Genomic DNA, 15,987 nt, shown 5'->3' on the forward strand with positions numbered 1-15,987 from the left:
GCTATGCCTTCCGCGCCCTTCGGGCTGACCGCATTGGCCCGGAACAGGCTTTCCCCCGGCGAAACAGCGCGAGCCCGCCGCCGAGAAAAAGCCGGTAGAGGAAAAGGCGCCCGCTCCAGCACCGGAACCGAAATCGGAACCCGCCGAAAAGGCCGTTCCGGAGAAAAAGCCAGCGGCTCCTGAGCCAGCTGTAAAGGAGGCTCCTGTTCCAACGGAAGCGCCGACACCGGCACGGCCACCGGCTCCGGAAGCTCAGCCCAATCCTGCGCCCGGCCAGCAGCCTTCTGAAAAGCAGCCGGTAGAAGGCCAGGGCAAGACGGAGCCTGCAGCGCCGCTGCCGGGTGCTCCGACACCTCCGCCGCCAAGCGGTGCCACGACAGGACAGGCGCCTGCCGGCGAAGCCGTTCCCAATCAGGTCGCCATTCCGCAGACGGAAGCGCCTCCGACGACGAAGCAGGAACTGGACAAGGCCAAGGCTATCGCCAAGGACCCGTCCAAGACTGCCGACACCGTCATTCTGCCCGTCGACAAGGGTGCCGCCGTTCTCGACAGCGACAAGGAAGTGGAGCGCTCCGGTAACAACCAGGCACGCGAGCAACGCCGCCGCGAGCGTGAGCAGGCCGGTGACGTGAAGGTGCCGACTTCCGACGCCGAAGCGCAGCGCGCCGGTGCTGCCGGAGGCAAGGCTCCGCCGCCCGTGAAGATGGAGGCGATTACCTCTCAGCAGGGCGAGCGTGTCGACCGCCGTCCGCAATATGACCGGCCGGAAGGCGCGCGGGAATGGCAGCCGCGCGAAGGCGGCCGGCGCGATCAGGATCGCGATGCGCCGATCATCCTGCAGTTTGGCGACCGCGTGGTTGTGCGCGGCGACGACAATCAGCGCTTCATCCGCGATGGCGGCGAGCCCTATTACGAGCGCCTGCCCGGCGGACGTGTCCGCGAGACCGTCGAGCGTCGCGACGGCACGCAGGTGGTGACGATCCGCAACCGCTATGGCGACGTCATCCAGCGTTCGCGCATCGATGACCGTGGCCGGGAATATGTGCTGTTCTATGCGCCGGAACTGATGGACGAACCGGACCGTGAATATGTCTATCGCGATCCCGGCCTCGACCTGCCGCCGATGCGTCTGCGCATTCCGGTTCGTGACTACATCATCGACACGTCGAGCGATCCGGACCGCGATTACTACCGCTTCCTGGAGCAGCCGCCGGTCGAGCCGGTGGAGCGTGTCTACTCGCTGGATGAAGTGCGTTATTCGGCCCGTATCCGCGACAAGGTGCGCCGTATCGACCTCGATACGATCACATTTGCCACTGGAAGCGCTGATATTCCGATGGCGCAGGCCCGTTCGCTGCGGAAGGTAGCGGATGCGATCAACAAGGCGCTGGCAAAGAACCCGGCGGAAACCTTCTTGATCGAAGGCCACACCGATGCCGTTGGTTCGGATGAAAGCAACCTCGTTCTTTCCGACGAGCGTGCCGCTTCCGTCGCCAATGTCCTGACCGATGTTTACGGCATTCCGCCGGAAAACCTGGCGACGCAAGGCTACGGCGAGCGTTACCTGAAGGTTCAGACACTCGGCCCGGAACAGCAGAACCGCCGCGTCACCATCCGCCGCGTGACACCGCTGGTAAGACCGGTCGCCCAGAACTGATAAGGTTCAGGAACTGAAAAATGAAAGCCCGGAAAGCGCAAAGCTTTCCGGGCTTTTTTATTGGTAGCAAAGTTCCCAGTCCGACACATTATCCGTAACGCCGGACCAGATCCGGGGGCCAGCGTGATCAAATCCGGCATGACTGGGATGCTTCTCACCCTGCCATCATCCTCAAATTTGAGGATAATCCAGCCTCTAACGCTTAGTTAAGCGCCACAGCAATCTCTGCTGCGAGCTGGGCATTGTTGCGTACCAGCGCGATATTGGTCGCGAGGCTGCGGCCGTCGGTCAGGCGGAAGATATCGCCGAGCAGGAAGGGCGTGACGGCCTTGCCGGTGATGTCCTCGCGCTCGGCGTGGGAAATGGCGCGATTGATGTAGATTTCCATCTCCTCGCGCGGAATTTCGTCCTCTTCCGGCACGGGATTGGCAATCAGCATACCGCCATCGATGCCGAGCTGTTCGCGAGTCGTCTGGAAATTGGCGATGGCTGCAGGGCTGTTGAGGGACAGCGGGCTGGGAAGGCCCGAAGAACGCGACCAGAAAGCCGGGAACTCTTCCGAACCGAAAGTCACGACAGGCACGCCGTTGGTTTCGAGAACTTCCAGCGTCTTTGGGATGTCAAGAATGGCCTTGGCGCCGGCGCAGACGACGATCACGCCGGTTTTGGCAAGCTCGGTCAGATCGGCGGAAATATCGAAGGTCTCCTCCGCGCCCTTGTGCACACCGCCGATGCCGCCGGTGGCGAAAACGCGGATGCCGGCGCGGGCAGCGGCAATCATGGTGGCTGCCACTGTCGTGGCACCGGTGCGGCGCTCGGCAATCGCAAAGGCAATATCTGCGCGCGAGACCTTCATGGCGTCGGTGGTCTGGGCAAGCGCTTCGAGCTGCTCCTTCTCGAGGCCGATATGCAGCGTGCCGTGAATGACGGCGATGGTTGCCGGAACGGCTCCCTGATCGCGGATGATCTGTTCGACGCCTTCAGCCATCTCGATATTGCCGGGATAGGGCATGCCGTGGGTGATGATGGTCGATTCCAGCGCGACGATCGGCGCGCCGCGCTGTTTGGCAGCGGCAACCTCTTGCGAATAGACGATGGGCAGGAGCGGGGAGATGGGGCGGGTCATTCTGTTTGTTCCAGACTATAAAAAAACGGGTTCATGCCAGCATTTCGGCCTTGGGGACAAGCCCCAACATGGTCTCGACACTATCTTTTGACAGGTCTTGGGCGGTGGCGAAAGGCGATTGCACGGTGATGGCGGCCGCGGCGGCACCCAATCGCAGGGCCTCAGTGATGGTTTTGCCCTCCGTAATCGCCGCGAGATAACCGGACGCCATGGCGTCTCCGGCCCCGGTTACGTCTTTCACCTCGCGGATGATGGGTGGGTGGAGGCTTGCGGTTTGCGTTGCGTTGAAGGCTACCACTTCGCTTGCGCCACGGGTGATGACGCCGCCGGCAAGGCCTGCCCTGCGGAGAATGCCCGGCCAGTCGCGAACATTGTCTGCCGTCTGTCCCGTCAGCGCGCGCGCCTCTGCCTCGTTCATGAAGAGAATGTCGATATCGGCGAGCATGTCCTTCAGCTTCACCGCCTTGGCGGGCGAAATGGCGATGGCCGCGAGCGGCTTTTGGCAGGCGCGGGCAATGAGACCGAGCGCCTTCAACGTATCCTCCGGCAGATTGGCATCGCAAAGCAGAAGGTCGCTCGCGGTAATCGCGTCACGCACCGCGCGAACTTTGAGTCGGCGCGGCGAAAACAGCTTGTAAAGGTCCATATCCGCAAGTGCGATGACAAGATTGCCGTCGCGCTCCAGAATGGCGGTGTAGCTTGGCGTGCGGCGATCGAGGAAAACGAAGGGCGTATCTTCCACGCCCGCCTGCCTTGCTGCCTCCGCCACCGCTTCGCCGGTCACGTCGCCGCCGCGCGGTGCGATGATACGGACGGCAAACCCGAGCCGGGAAAGATTGCGCGCCGCGTTGAAACCGCCGCCGCCAGCCTCTTCCATCCATGAGCCAGGATTGCTGGCGCCGGGCGCCGTTTCAGTCTCGATCATGCCGCGCCTGTCTATATGCGCGCCGCCCAGAACGAGTATTTTCTTCACGCTTGTGTTTCCCTCTTTCGCGGATGGAAAAGGTGGACGATTCGTCCCAATCTTTTGTTTGTTCCCCTTCACATCCGGTCCGCAGCGATAGGCCGGACGCGGAAAAACGAAAGCAGAACAAACCACTTATCGCTATTTGTTTTCAATATGCTGGCTGCGCCTTGCGATATGAGAACAAATAGAGTACATCCTATTTCCATACTGCTTCATTGCCTGTGCGGCTTCAATAACCTAAAGGTGGATCGGATGGCACAAAATTCTTTGCGTCTCGTAGAGGATAAATCGGTGGATAAAAGCAAGGCACTGGAAGCGGCGCTCTCCCAGATCGAACGGTCGTTCGGCAAGGGATCGATCATGAAGCTCGGTTCCAATGAAAACGTGGTTGAAGTAGAGACCATTTCGACGGGTTCTCTCAGCCTGGATATAGCGCTCGGTATCGGCGGTTTGCCGAAGGGGCGTATCGTTGAGATTTACGGCCCGGAAAGCTCCGGTAAGACGACGCTTGCGTTGCAGACGATCGCGGAAGCCCAGAAGAAGGGCGGCATCTGCGCCTTCGTGGATGCCGAGCACGCGCTCGATCCGGTCTATGCCCGCAAGCTCGGTGTGGATTTGCAGAACCTTCTGATCTCGCAGCCGGATACGGGCGAGCAGGCGCTTGAAATCACCGATACGCTGGTGCGATCCGGTGCCGTCGACATTCTGGTCGTGGACTCGGTTGCGGCGCTGACGCCGCGTGCTGAAATCGAAGGTGAGATGGGCGACAGTCTGCCGGGCCTTCAGGCACGTCTGATGAGCCAGGCGCTGCGCAAGCTGACCGCCTCGATCTCCAAGTCGAAGTGCATGGTGATTTTCATCAACCAGATCCGCATGAAGATCGGCGTCATGTTCGGTTCGCCGGAAACGACGACGGGCGGTAATGCGCTTAAATTCTACGCCTCGGTGCGTCTCGACATTCGCCGTATCGGCGCCGTCAAGGAGCGTGAAGAGGTTGTCGGCAACCAGACCCGCGTAAAAGTCGTCAAGAACAAGATGGCACCGCCTTTCAAGCAGGTGGAATTCGACATCATGTATGGAGAAGGCGTTTCCAAGACCGGCGAGCTTGTCGATCTCGGCGTGAAAGCCGGTATCGTCGAGAAATCCGGTGCATGGTTCTCCTATAATAGCCAGCGTTTGGGGCAGGGGCGTGAAAATGCCAAAACCTTCCTGCGCGACAATCCGGAAATGGCAAGCGAGATCGAACTGGCGCTGCGCCAGAACGCCGGTCTGATCGCCGATCGGTTCCTGCAGAATGGCGGCCCGGAAGCCGGCGAAAGCGACGACGGTCCCGACGAGGGCTGATGCATTCGAAGGTCCGGGCGTTCGCGTCCGGTGGCTTTGCCGGCATGAGCCGGTATGGATCAAAAGGGTCGCGCGATTTTCCTCGCGTGGCCCTTTTTCTTTGCCTAGACGCCTTGGTGCGCCTCCATGGCTGGACAGGGCAGGATGCGGACGATAAAAGCCTTTGATTTTGCAAGATAGCCATCATTCGGGATGGCGGTGATGGACTCCAGCTGTGAGCGGTGTGTGGGCATGAGCGGTGTGAATGAAATTCGGTCGACCTTTCTCGACTACTTCAAGAAGAACGGACACGAGATTGTGCCCTCCAGCCCGCTGGTGCCGCGCAACGATCCGACGCTGATGTTCACCAATGCCGGCATGGTGCAGTTCAAGAACGTCTTCACCGGTCTCGAAAGCCGTCCTTATTCCACGGCCGCTTCCGCGCAGAAATGTGTGCGCGCCGGTGGCAAGCATAACGACCTCGACAATGTCGGTTATACGGCCCGTCACCATACGTTCTTCGAAATGCTCGGCAATTTCTCCTTTGGCGACTATTTCAAGGAAGAGGCGATTACCCATGCCTGGAACCTGATCACCAAGGAATTCGGCATCGATCGCAACCGTCTGCTGGTCACGGTCTATCACACCGACGACGAGGCTTTTAATCTCTGGAAGAAGATCGCCGGTTTCTCTGACGATCGCATCATCCGTATTCCGACCAGCGATAATTTCTGGGCCATGGGCGATACCGGTCCGTGCGGTCCCTGCTCGGAAATCTTCTATGACCACGGCGATCATATCTGGGGCGGACCGCCCGGCTCGCCGGAAGAGGATGGCGACCGTTTCATCGAGATCTGGAACCTCGTCTTCATGCAATATGAGCAGCTGACGAAGGAAGAGCGCATCGATCTGCCGCGCCCGTCTATCGACACCGGCATGGGTCTCGAGCGCATTTCGGCGCTGTTGCAGGGCAAACACGACAATTATGACACCGATCTGTTCCGGGCGCTGATTTCGGCCTCCGTCGAAGCGACCGGCGTTCCGGCAGAGGGCGAGAAGCGCGCCAGCCACCGCGTCATTGCCGATCATCTGCGCTCCTCCGCTTTCCTGATCGCCGATGGCGTCCTGCCGTCGAATGAGGGCCGTGGTTACGTTCTGCGCCGCATCATGCGCCGCGCCATGCGCCATGCCGAGCTTCTCGGTTCGCGCGAGCCGCTGATCTACAAGCTGCTGCCGGCGCTGATACAACAGATGGGCCGCGCCTATCCGGAACTGGTTCGCGCCGAGGCGCTGATCTCCGAGACGCTGAAGCTTGAGGAAACCCGTTTCCGCAAGACGCTGGAACGCGGCCTGTCGCTGCTGTCTGACGCGACTTCGACCCTGCACAAGGGCGACATGCTGGACGGCGAAACCGCCTTCAAGCTTTACGACACCTATGGCTTCCCGCTCGATCTGACGCAGGATGCGCTGCGCGCCCGTGAGATCGGCGTCGATATTTCCGGCTTCACCGATGCCATGCAGCGCCAGAAGGCGGAAGCACGCTCGCACTGGGCTGGTTCCGGCGATAAGGCGACCGAAACGGTGTGGTTCGAACTGAAGGAAAAGCTCGGCGCGACCGAATTCCTTGGTTACGACACTGAAACCGCCGAAGGCGTCATCCAGGCGATCGTCAAGGACGGCAAGTCGGTGGACAGTGCCGCCGAGGGCGAGACGGTTCAGATCGTCGTCAACCAGACGCCATTTTATGGCGAGTCCGGCGGTCAGATGGGCGATACCGGCATAATCTCTGGCGATAACGGCACCTTTACCGTTTCAGAAACCCAGAAGAAGGGCGAGGGCCTTTTCGTGCATTCCGGCACGGTGTCCAAGGGTGGATTGAAGCTCGATGACGCCGTGCAACTGACGGTCGATCACGACCGCCGCTCGCGTCTGCGCGCCAACCACTCCGCCACCCACCTGCTGCATGAGGCGCTGCGCGAGGTGCTTGGTACGCACGTCGCACAGAAGGGTTCGCTGGTCGCACCCGAGCGTCTGCGCTTTGACGTTTCGCATCCGAAGCCGATGTCGGCAGAGGAGCTGAAGGTCGTCGAGGAAATGGCAAACGAGATCGTCTTGCAGAACTCGCCTGTCGTGACGCGTCTGATGAGCGTTGACGACGCCATCGCCGAGGGTGCTATGGCACTGTTTGGCGAAAAATACGGCGATGAAGTCCGCGTTGTCTCCATGGGCACCGGTGTTCACGGTGCGAAAGCCAACCGTCCGTACTCGGTCGAGCTTTGCGGCGGCACCCATGTTGCCGCAACCGGCCAGATCGGCCTTATCCGCATTCTTGGCGAAAGTGCCGTCGGTGCGGGCGTGCGCCGTCTTGAGGCCGTAACGGGTCAGGGCGCGCTTGCCTATCTCTCCGAGCAGGATGAGCGCGTAAAGGCACTGGCCTCGTCGCTGAAGGTTCAGCCGGGCGATGTGCTGTCGCGTGTCGAGGGACTTCTCGACGAGCGCAAGAAGCTGGAGCGCGAGCTTGCGGATGCCCGCAAGAAACTCGCAATGGGCGGCGGCTCGTCGGATGCCGGCGCAAACGACGTACAGCAGGTTGCGGGCGTCAATTTCCTCGCAAAATCCCTGTCCGGCATCGATGCCAAGGACCTCAAGGGTCTTGCAGATGAAGCCAAGGCCAATATCGGCTCCGGCGTCGTGCTGCTGATCGCCGTGTCCGAAGACGGCAAGGCAAGTGCTGTTGCTGCCGTGACCGAGGATCTAACTGGCCGTTTCAGCGCCGTCGATATCGTCCGCACGGCCTCTGCGGCCCTCGGCGGCAAGGGCGGCGGTGGACGCCCGGATATGGCGCAGGCCGGCGGCCCCGATGGCGCCAAGGCACAGGACGCCATCAACGCGGTGGCGGCAGCGCTCGCGGCCTGATCTGGATGAATTGAAAAAAGGCGGGGTTCTACCCCGCCTTTTTGATTCTGGATGTTGAAATCCGAAAGGAACGTGATGCGCTTTGTAAATCCCATCCCTTTCGTGTGCGATATCAACCGCTCCAGGGAGTTTTATCGTGACAGGCTCGGCCTGAAGGTCTTGGACGATTTCGGAAATTTCGTCCTCTTTGAAAGCGGCTTTGCAATCCATGAGGGGCGTTCGCTCGAACAGACGGTCTGGCGGACATCGCCGGACACGGACGAACCTTACGGCAGACGGAATCTGCTGCTCTATTTCGAACATGAGGATGTCGATGCGGCATTTCGGAATATTGCGCCGCATGTGGAGTTGATCCATCCCTTTGAGCGGCAGGCATGGGGACAGAGAGTGTTCCGTTTTTATGATCCGGACGGGCATGCAATCGAGATCGGCGAACCACTCGCCCAGTCCAACGAATAAGCCCGCTTCCAAAATCCGTTTTGTGACCCTTGCGAGCGCTGGTGCTCCGCTGTCAGGCGAAATGCCTGTCAGTTTCTTCAACCCGCCGCCTGCATATCCTTCGCTGCCGCTTCATCAAGCTGGGTGGCCCGCTTGAAGGCGGGGCGGTCGGTCAGATGCGCCATATAGTCCGTGAAGGCCGGACGTTTTTCGATTGTGCCGAACTGCAGGCCCCAGCCGACATGGGCACCTACATAGACATCCGCCGCAGTGAAGTGATCGCCGGCAATGAAGCGGTTTTCGCTGACGGCACGTTCGAGCGTGTTGATCGCATCCGCATAGCTGCCGCAGCCAGCCATACGCAGCTTTTCCTGCGGCACCTCGAAACCCATCGCCTTCATGCTGGTTGTCATTTCCAACGGACCGGCAGCAAAAAACATCCAGCGGTAATAAAGTCCGCGCGCTTTCGGCGTCGGCGCAAGGTTGGCGCCCGGAAAGGCATCCGCCAGATAGGCGCAGATCGCTGCCGCTTCGGTGACAATGGTGTCGCCGTGTTTTATGGCGGGCACCTTGGCCATCGGGTTGATCAGCCGATAGGCCGGCGATTTCATCGACGTCGAGAAGCCCAGTATCTCTGTCTTGTAGGGAACGCCCACTTCCTCGAGCATCCATCGCGCAATGCGTCCGCGCGACATGGGATTGGTGTAGAAGATCAATTCACTCATTGCTTTGCCTCCCCAAGCAAAATTGCAAAAGCATCATTGAAAACCCGCGCGCAGTTCGCGCTGACACGGTGCGTTTTTATAGTCCACAGCATTATCTGTTTTCGCGAAGGATCGCGCTGTTAACCACATGAATTTTTGACTGTGCCGGACAAGTTATGTGTCGTTTTATGCTGTTTCAGCTATATATTTTTATTTTTCTGACTGCGGCACGCTGTGGAATCGAAGTCTGCGCCTAGTGCAACATCTAAGCAAGATACTGTGAACAAAAAAAGAAACCCGGCGTTGCGGCCGGGTTTCCTTTTGTCGATATTTCAAACGGGCAGTGCGCTGTTCTTTTAAGCCGCCATCGCCGTCTTGAGGTTTTCATCGATCTTGTCGAGGAAGGCGGTGGTGGAGAGCCAGGGCTGGTCCGGACCGATGAGGAGCGCGAGGTCCTTGGTCATGAAGCCGCTTTCGACGGTGTCGACGCAGACGGTTTCGAGCGTTGCTGCGAACTTTGCGAGTTCTGCATTGTCGTCCAGCTTGGCGCGGTGGGCGAGGCCACGGGTCCAGGCGAAGATCGAAGCGATCGAGTTGGTCGAAGTTTCCTGACCCTTCTGATGCTGGCGGTAGTGGCGCGTGACCGTGCCGTGTGCCGCTTCAGCTTCAACCGTGCGGCCGTCCGGCGACAGGAGAACGGAGGTCATCAGGCCGAGCGAACCGAAGCCCTGGGCAACCGTATCAGACTGCACGTCGCCATCGTAGTTCTTGCAGGCCCAGACGTAACCGCCGGACCACTTCAGAGCGGAGGCGACCATGTCGTCGATCAGGCGGTGCTCATAGATGATGCCGATTTCATCGAACTTCGCCTTGAACTCGGTCTGGTAGACTTCTTCGAAGATGTCCTTGAAGCGGCCGTCATAGGCCTTCAGGATGGTGTTCTTGGTGGACAGGTAAACCGGCCACTTGCGCATCAGGCCGTACATCATGGATGCGCGGGCGAATTCGCGGATGGATTCGTCAAGGTTGTACATTGCCAGCGCAACGCCTGCGCTCGGCGCGTCGAAGACGTCCTTTTCAATGACCTGACCGTCTTCGCCGACGAACTTGATCGTCAGCTTGCCCTTGCCGGGGAACTTGAAATCGGTTGCCTTGTACTGGTCGCCGAAGGCGTGGCGGCCGACGACGATCGGCTTCGTCCAGCCGGGAACGAGGCGGGGAACGTTCTTGCAGATGATCGGCTCGCGGAAGATGACGCCGCCCAGAATGTTGCGGATCGTGCCGTTCGGGCTCTTCCACATCTGCTTCAGGCCGAATTCCTCGACGCGCTGCTCATCCGGCGTGATCGTCGCGCATTTGATGCCGACGCCGTGCTTCTTGATGGCATGTGCCGCATCGACGGTTATCTGGTCGTTGGTAGCATCGCGGTTTTCGACCGAGAGGTCATAATATTCGATGTCGAGATCGAGGTATGGCAGGATCAGCTTGTCCTTGATGAGCTGCCAGATGATACGGGTCATTTCGTCGCCGTCGAGATCGACGACTGGATTGGCTACCTTGATCTTTGCCATGAATTCCTCACCTTCGAAGCTGTGGCGCCTGGTGACGCCGGTATTCGGAAAAATATCCGGTGCGGCTATAGCATCGCGCGCGCCTGAGGCAAAGCCATGGGGGGCGCTTTTTTGGCGCGGTGCAATAACGCTTTGCGCATTGCCAAACCATATTGCCGGAATACAGTCAGGCGAATCGCTTCGCCCGCGCGTCGGGCCTACCTCCGGGATCACATCATGCGGAATATTCTGCTTCTGACTGCCGCCGTCCTCTTTTCCCACAGCGCCCTTGCGGCCGGCCCTGCCGATCCCGTCCAGAAGGTGATGGACATTACCGTCAAGAACTGGTCCGGCGATGCGGAAAACTGGAAATACATCTTCGACGAGGACATGCTGACCAGCCTGTTCAGCAAGGACTTCGTTGCCCAATACCGCGAAGCTTCCAAGAAGCCGGCTTACGAGGCGGAAAGCGGCGAGACCGGCGATCCCTTCGGCTACGATGTGGTGACCAACTCGCAGGATGGCTGTCCGCTGGTGGATGTTTCGGTAACGCCCGGTGAGGTGAAGGACGGCGTGACTGACGTGACGGCGAAGTTCAAGCTCTGGGCCTGCATGGATGAGGCAGAGATGAAGGCAACGGTCGACGAGGTGCATTTCGATGTCATCGAGGAAAACGGCCAGCCTGTCATCAGCGACATTCACCGGGTTGGAGACGAGGGCAGGGATTCGCTGCGCGCAGAGATGGCGGCGATCATCAAGGGCGAATAACAGGGCGTTCTGCCTGCCCCGGCTTTGATTTTGGCGCCGATCTGTGCCAGTGAAGCGCGCTTTAGAGCATTTTCAGGAAAAGCGGCGACCGGTTTTCAGTCTGGAAATGCGCGAAAACCATAAAACGCATCGGCCTGAAAATCGATGCGGCGCTTCAGAAACTGGAAAACGACGATGGCAGGCACAAACAGCGAGCTTGAACTTGTGGCGGAAGGCCCGGCGATCATTCTGGTCGAACCGCAGCTCGGCGAAAATATCGGCATGGTGGCACGGGCAATGGCCAATTTCGGTCTTGCCGAACTTCGCCTCGTCAAGCCGCGTGACGGCTGGCCGAACGAGAAGGCGCGCGCCGCCGCTTCCAAGGCCGATCATGTCATCGACGGGACTAAGGTGTTCGAGACGCTGGAAGAGGCGATCAAGGATCTCAATTTCGTCTATGCCACGACCGCGCGGGAGCGTTACGGTTTCAAACCGGTTCGTGCCCCCGTTACCGCAGCCGGCACGCTGCGCGCGAAGTTCAAGGCGGGTGAAAGAACCGGCATCCTGTTCGGGCGTGAGCGCTGGGGCCTTACCAATGAAGAAGTGGCGCTGGCCGATGAGATCGTGACATTTCCGGTCAACCCCGCCTTCGCCTCGCTCAATATCGCGCAGGCCGTGCTTTTGATGTCCTATGAGTGGATGAAATCCGGCATGGACGATCTGGACGAGACGCTTTTCCAGCCCATCGAGCAGCGGCCCTCGACCAAGGAACAGGTCTTCGGCCTGTTCGAACACATCGAGGAGGCGCTCGATGCGCGCGGATATTTTCATCCGCCCGAAAAAAAGCCGAAAATGGTGGACAATCTGCGTGCAGTGCTGTCGAGACGCGGCTTTTCCGAGCAGGAAATCAGTGTTTTCCGTGGCGTGATCAGGTCACTCGATCGTTTTCCCCGGCAGTGGCCTAAGCAGGCAGGCCGGGCCGGAACGGCGGAGGGACCATTGTCGGAGAGGGCTGGGGAGAATGCTGAAGACGACTGAGGCTCTGGCCGATGTTCTCAAACCGGTGCTGGTATTCGATTCCGGCATTGGTGGGCTCACGGTACTGCGCGAGGCGCGCGTGCTGATGCCCGAGCGCGGTTTCATCTATGTGGCCGACGACGCCGGTTTCCCCTATGGCGGCTGGGAAGAGGAGGCGCTGAAAGCGCGCATTCTTTCGCTCTTCGAAAAGCTGCTTGAAAACTATAGCCCTGAAGTCTGCATCATTGCCTGCAACACCGCCTTCACACTGGCAGGCGCCGATCTTCGGGCGCGCTTTCCTGATATGACTTTCGTCGGCACCGTTCCAGCTATCAAACCCGCGGCCGAACGCACCCGTTCCGGTCTCGTTTCCGTGCTGGCAACACCCGGCACCGTCAAGCGCGCCTATACGCGCGATCTCATCCAGTCATTCGCCACGCAATGCCATGTTCGCCTCGTGGGATCGGAAAATCTGGCGCGTATGGCCGAAAGCTGGATCAGGGGCGAACCGATCTCCGATGAAGCCGTGCTGGCGGAAATCGAGCCCTGCTTCATCGATAGCGACGGCAAGCGCACCGATATCGTTGTTCTCGCCTGCACTCATTATCCCTTCATGGCCAATGTGTTTCGCCGGCTGGCGCCATGGCCGGTGGACTGGCTCGATCCGGCGGAAGCGATTGCCCGTCGCGCGCGCCACCTGGTGCCGCTGCCGCAGGATGCGGAGCATCCAGATGGTTTCGATTTCGCCGTCTTCACTTCCGGCAAGCCGGATTTCGCCACACGGCGGCTGATGCAGGGTTTTGGCCTCAGCGTCTCGCTGAGCTGAACGGCTTGTTGCATTTTTGCATCTATTCTGCCTGACTTTTGCAATTCGAGATTGCGACCTCTTGTCGCGTCCGGCATCTCGTGTAAGATGCATCTTGTCTGTAACCGCTATAAAAAGGAGGCGTGGAATGACTGACTATATGAATATGCGCCTTACCGGCATGTCTGGCTTTTCCGGCATGGTCGTCGGCGGTCACATGTCCCGAGGCATCGACCTCCGATAAGGCTTCCTGCCTGATTTCCCTGCCGTTTGGCATCTTCACTTCGTCTGACAGCTGAATTGTGCGTCCGCGCTACCGCGTGTTGCGCCCGCCGTTCGCGCCTGTCGTTTTATCATCGATAAAGGACCTGGCTGCTTCGCCGCGCCGGGACGGATTCCCCATGCAGAAAAATCAACCATTGGTAGCATATGCGCTGCCGGATGCGGTCGACCGCCTGTTCGTCACATTCGGCGTCTGGAAAACCCTGAAAGCGGTTCTCGTCGCGGCAATGGTGCCGCGCCCGCCGCCGACCGATCTTTCCGATCTGCCGGAGCGTCTTCTGGACGATATCGGCCTGGAGCCGTCCGACCGCAAAATGCGGCGGGAGTGGGCCCCTCCTTACTGGGCGCCGCGGTTTTGATGGCGACAGTCTCTCCGGCGAGAAAATGCCGGGGAGGCTCCGTCGTCCGTTTCCACATCTAATGATGTTCGAAATGCGCCTCCGTCATGCCGGACTTGACCCGTCGTCCACCCACGGCGCGTCTGCGAGGAGTTCATCGCCGCACTTCAGTTTTCCGTAACGGAAGCTGCGGAAAGGCCTGGCATATAGCGCGTTGCACTATCCTCCTGAACGTCCGGGCGGGCGTTACCCCTGATCTTGCCCTGCGGCTGGAGCGGGCAGGGGTCAGCGCGGCGCGGCATGGCTTGCCATGCCGTCAAATTACGATCTTGCGCAGGTGATGAAACGGCAGCAGCAGCCTGTTCGTCCGCTGGATGACAAAGCGGCATAGTCTCCGAAAATTTGGCTTGATACCGGGCGCTTTTGGTGGCTTGCTCCAAAGACCGAACGGGGGAGATTGCATCATGCCACTGGAGAACTGGCTGGCCTTCGTGGCCGCATCCGCCATCATGCTTGCCATTCCGGGGCCGACGATCCTGCTGGTGATTTCTTATGCTCTGGGGCATGGCCGTAAGGCGAGCACCGCGACGGTGACGGGTGTGGCGCTTGGTGATTTCACTGCGATGACGGCCTCCATGCTGGGGCTCGGCGCGCTGCTTGCGACATCGGCGGCCCTTTTTACCGGTCTGAAATGGATCGGTGCGGCTTACCTCATCTATCTCGGCATCAAGCTGTGGCGTTCGCCGGTTGGCGGTGAAGGTGGTGAAGCCGCAGGCGTGACCGGCCTTGACCGGCCGCTCAAAATCTTCCTGCATGCCTATGTCGTCACGGCGCTGAACCCCAAGAGCATTGTCTTCTTCGTCGCCTTCCTGCCGCAGTTTTTGGTGCCGACGCTGCCTTTCTGGCCGCAGGTGCTGATTTTCGAAGCGACATTCCTTGTGCTTGCCAGCTGCAATGCGGCCCTTTATGGACTTCTGGCAAGTGCCGCCCGCAACACGATCCGCAAACCCGGGGTTCAGCGCATCGTCAACCGCACGGGCGGCGGTCTCCTGATCGGCGCCGGTCTCATTACATTTGGCTGGAAGAGGGCGGTTTCGGCGTAAAACGCCCGTCGATCGCCTGAAATTCGGACATAACAAAATGGCGTTGCCGCACATTCTTCTTGCCCTGATCACCGTGTTTTTGTGGGGCTTCAACTTCGTTGCCATCAAGATCGGCGTCGCCGACATGCCGCCTCTGTTTCTGACGGGGGTGCGCTATCTGTTTGCAGCCGTGCCGTTGGTATTCTTCCTGCCCAAACCCAATGTGCCGTGGCGGCATATGATCGTTTACGGCATGGCGATGGGTTTCGTCCAATTCGGCCTGCTTTACCCGGCCATCAAGCTCGGCCTGCCGGCTGGGCTTGCTTCGCTCGTCATGCAGTCGCAGGCCTTCTTCACGCTGGCGCTGGCCGTGGTGTTTCTCGGCGAGCGGCCGTTGCCGTCACAGATCGTCGGCGCAATCGTTGCCTTTGGCGGGCTGGCGGTCATCGGCGTGGAGCGCATGACGGCTGCAGCGTTGATACCGCTGCTGATGGGCGTCGGCTCGGCCATTGCCTGGGCCTGCGGCAACATCGTCAATCGCCGCATCGGCCAGGTGAATGCGGTCTCCTTTGTCGCATGGACGAGCCTTGTTCCCGTTCTGCCGTTGGTGCTGCTTTCGCTGGTGGTGGAGGGACCTGATGCGATTGCGGAAGGGCTGCACAATGCGACGCCTACGATGGCTCTCGTGGTGATCTACATGGCCTATGGTGCGACCATCGTCGGCGCGGGTATCTGGAGTTACCTGCTTCTGCGTTATCCGGCCGGAACGGTGGCGCCGTTTTCGCTGCTGGTGCCGATTGTCGGTTTCGTCAGCGCCTATCTCGCTTTTGCGGAGCATATTACCGTCTTCGAAGTGGTCGGTGCCGCATTGGTCATCATCGGGCTGATGCTGAATGTGTTCGGCAGGCGGCTATCATTTTCGCGCGTCTCGTCCGGGGCCGCATAGATGTGGCGCAATTGCCTGTGCATTATCGGCACGGGGCAGACGCAATCGGTGATTTTTTGGTAAAGAGCATGTTCGGCCGCCGTCACGGG

13 protein-coding genes and 1 pseudogene are annotated in these 15,987 nt (G+C 59.8%); 10 read left to right on the forward strand and 4 right to left on the reverse strand.

The window, feature by feature from the left end:
- Positions 1–52: 52 nt before the first annotated feature.
- Positions 53–1,657 (forward strand): annotated as a pseudogene (locus tag AC5SEO_RS24325) (OmpA family protein); the annotation flags it as partial.
- A gap of 202 nt (positions 1,658–1,859) precedes the next feature.
- Here AC5SEO_RS24325 and AC5SEO_RS24330 read toward each other — a convergent pair.
- Both AC5SEO_RS24330 and AC5SEO_RS24335 read right to left on the reverse strand, forming a co-directional pair.
- Entirely contained in the window at positions 1,860–2,783 is a 924-nt protein-coding gene (locus tag AC5SEO_RS24330; protein WP_003516064.1) for a pseudouridine-5'-phosphate glycosidase, read from the reverse strand.
- A gap of 31 nt (positions 2,784–2,814) precedes the next feature.
- A complete protein-coding gene (locus AC5SEO_RS24335; protein WP_112497475.1) occupies positions 2,815–3,756 on the reverse strand; it encodes a PfkB family carbohydrate kinase in 942 nt (313 codons plus the stop codon).
- Between the two features lie 246 nt (positions 3,757–4,002).
- On the opposite strand from AC5SEO_RS24335, the gene recA reads away from it, so the two are divergent.
- The 3 genes from recA to AC5SEO_RS24350 all read left to right on the forward strand — a co-directional run bounded on the left by recA (position 4,003) and on the right by AC5SEO_RS24350 (position 8,448).
- Positions 4,003–5,094 (forward strand): recombinase RecA, encoded by a 1,092-nt coding sequence (gene recA / locus AC5SEO_RS24340; protein ID WP_003516062.1) that lies wholly within the window; start codon positions 4,003–4,005, stop codon positions 5,092–5,094.
- A gap of 231 nt (positions 5,095–5,325) precedes the next feature.
- Positions 5,326–7,989 carry an alanine--tRNA ligase gene (alaS, locus tag AC5SEO_RS24345; RefSeq protein ID WP_111799514.1) on the forward strand — a complete coding sequence of 888 codons (2,664 nt, stop codon included), beginning with the start codon at positions 5,326–5,328 and terminating at the stop codon, positions 7,987–7,989.
- A 75-nt stretch (positions 7,990–8,064) separates the two neighbouring features.
- Positions 8,065–8,448, forward strand: a complete 384-nt coding sequence (locus AC5SEO_RS24350) for a VOC family protein (RefSeq protein ID WP_174068487.1) — start codon at positions 8,065–8,067, stop codon at positions 8,446–8,448.
- Between the two features lie 77 nt (positions 8,449–8,525).
- Here the strand turns inward: AC5SEO_RS24350 and AC5SEO_RS24355 are convergent, their stop codons facing one another.
- Both AC5SEO_RS24355 and AC5SEO_RS24360 read right to left on the reverse strand, forming a co-directional pair.
- Positions 8,526–9,152 (reverse strand): glutathione S-transferase family protein, encoded by a 627-nt coding sequence (locus tag AC5SEO_RS24355; protein ID WP_003516054.1) that lies wholly within the window; start codon positions 9,150–9,152, stop codon positions 8,526–8,528.
- A gap of 335 nt (positions 9,153–9,487) precedes the next feature.
- Positions 9,488–10,702: an NADP-dependent isocitrate dehydrogenase gene (locus AC5SEO_RS24360; RefSeq protein ID WP_174068486.1), complete on the reverse strand. Its 1,215-nt coding sequence runs from the start codon at positions 10,700–10,702 to the stop codon at positions 9,488–9,490.
- A 216-nt stretch (positions 10,703–10,918) separates the two neighbouring features.
- On the opposite strand from AC5SEO_RS24360, the gene AC5SEO_RS24365 reads away from it, so the two are divergent.
- The 6 genes from AC5SEO_RS24365 (at position 10,919) to AC5SEO_RS24390 (ending at position 15,898) form a co-directional block, all read left to right on the forward strand.
- The gene (locus AC5SEO_RS24365) at positions 10,919–11,449 is read left to right on the forward strand and encodes a hypothetical protein (RefSeq protein WP_003516050.1); all 531 of its coding nucleotides are present in this window, start codon (positions 10,919–10,921) and stop codon (positions 11,447–11,449) included.
- 174 nt (positions 11,450–11,623) lie between these two features.
- On the forward strand, positions 11,624–12,466 hold the full coding sequence (locus AC5SEO_RS24370) for an RNA methyltransferase (protein ID WP_003516049.1): 843 nt from the start codon (positions 11,624–11,626) through the stop codon (positions 12,464–12,466).
- Positions 12,450–13,271 carry a glutamate racemase gene (murI, locus tag AC5SEO_RS24375; protein ID WP_080798285.1) on the forward strand — a complete coding sequence of 274 codons (822 nt, stop codon included), beginning with the start codon at positions 12,450–12,452 and terminating at the stop codon, positions 13,269–13,271. The genes AC5SEO_RS24370 and murI overlap by 17 nt, the downstream gene beginning before the upstream one ends.
- A 380-nt stretch (positions 13,272–13,651) precedes the next feature.
- Positions 13,652–13,891 carry a DUF1127 domain-containing protein gene (locus tag AC5SEO_RS24380; RefSeq protein ID WP_013636401.1) on the forward strand — a complete coding sequence of 80 codons (240 nt, stop codon included), beginning with the start codon at positions 13,652–13,654 and terminating at the stop codon, positions 13,889–13,891.
- A 443-nt stretch (positions 13,892–14,334) separates the two neighbouring features.
- Complete coding sequence (locus AC5SEO_RS24385; RefSeq protein WP_174068485.1) at positions 14,335–14,973, forward strand: LysE family translocator; 639 nt, start codon at positions 14,335–14,337, stop codon at positions 14,971–14,973.
- Positions 14,974–15,010: 37 nt separating this feature from the next.
- Positions 15,011–15,898 carry an O-acetylserine/cysteine exporter gene (locus AC5SEO_RS24390; protein ID WP_013636398.1) on the forward strand — a complete coding sequence of 296 codons (888 nt, stop codon included), beginning with the start codon at positions 15,011–15,013 and terminating at the stop codon, positions 15,896–15,898.
- Positions 15,899–15,987 lie beyond the last annotated feature (89 nt).

The sequence above is a fragment of the Agrobacterium sp. K11 genome (genome assembly GCF_059429395.1).

Coding starts and splice junctions, on each gene's coding strand:
- AC5SEO_RS24330 (WP_003516064.1), bottom strand. CDS start 2,783: ATGACCCGCCCCATCTCCCCGCTCCTGCCCATCGTCTATTCGCAAGAG.
- recA (WP_003516062.1), top strand. CDS start 4,003: ATGGCACAAAATTCTTTGCGTCTCGTAGAGGATAAATCGGTGGATAAA.
- alaS (WP_111799514.1), top strand. CDS start 5,326: ATGAGCGGTGTGAATGAAATTCGGTCGACCTTTCTCGACTACTTCAAG.
- AC5SEO_RS24350 (WP_174068487.1), top strand. CDS start 8,065: ATGCGCTTTGTAAATCCCATCCCTTTCGTGTGCGATATCAACCGCTCC.
- AC5SEO_RS24355 (WP_003516054.1), bottom strand. CDS start 9,152: ATGAGTGAATTGATCTTCTACACCAATCCCATGTCGCGCGGACGCATT.
- AC5SEO_RS24360 (WP_174068486.1), bottom strand. CDS start 10,702: ATGGCAAAGATCAAGGTAGCCAATCCAGTCGTCGATCTCGACGGCGAC.
- AC5SEO_RS24365 (WP_003516050.1), top strand. CDS start 10,919: ATGCGGAATATTCTGCTTCTGACTGCCGCCGTCCTCTTTTCCCACAGC.
- AC5SEO_RS24370 (WP_003516049.1), top strand. CDS start 11,624: ATGGCAGGCACAAACAGCGAGCTTGAACTTGTGGCGGAAGGCCCGGCG.
- murI (WP_080798285.1), top strand. CDS start 12,450: ATGCTGAAGACGACTGAGGCTCTGGCCGATGTTCTCAAACCGGTGCTG.
- AC5SEO_RS24380 (WP_013636401.1), top strand. CDS start 13,652: ATGCAGAAAAATCAACCATTGGTAGCATATGCGCTGCCGGATGCGGTC.
- AC5SEO_RS24385 (WP_174068485.1), top strand. CDS start 14,335: ATGCCACTGGAGAACTGGCTGGCCTTCGTGGCCGCATCCGCCATCATG.
- AC5SEO_RS24390 (WP_013636398.1), top strand. CDS start 15,011: ATGGCGTTGCCGCACATTCTTCTTGCCCTGATCACCGTGTTTTTGTGG.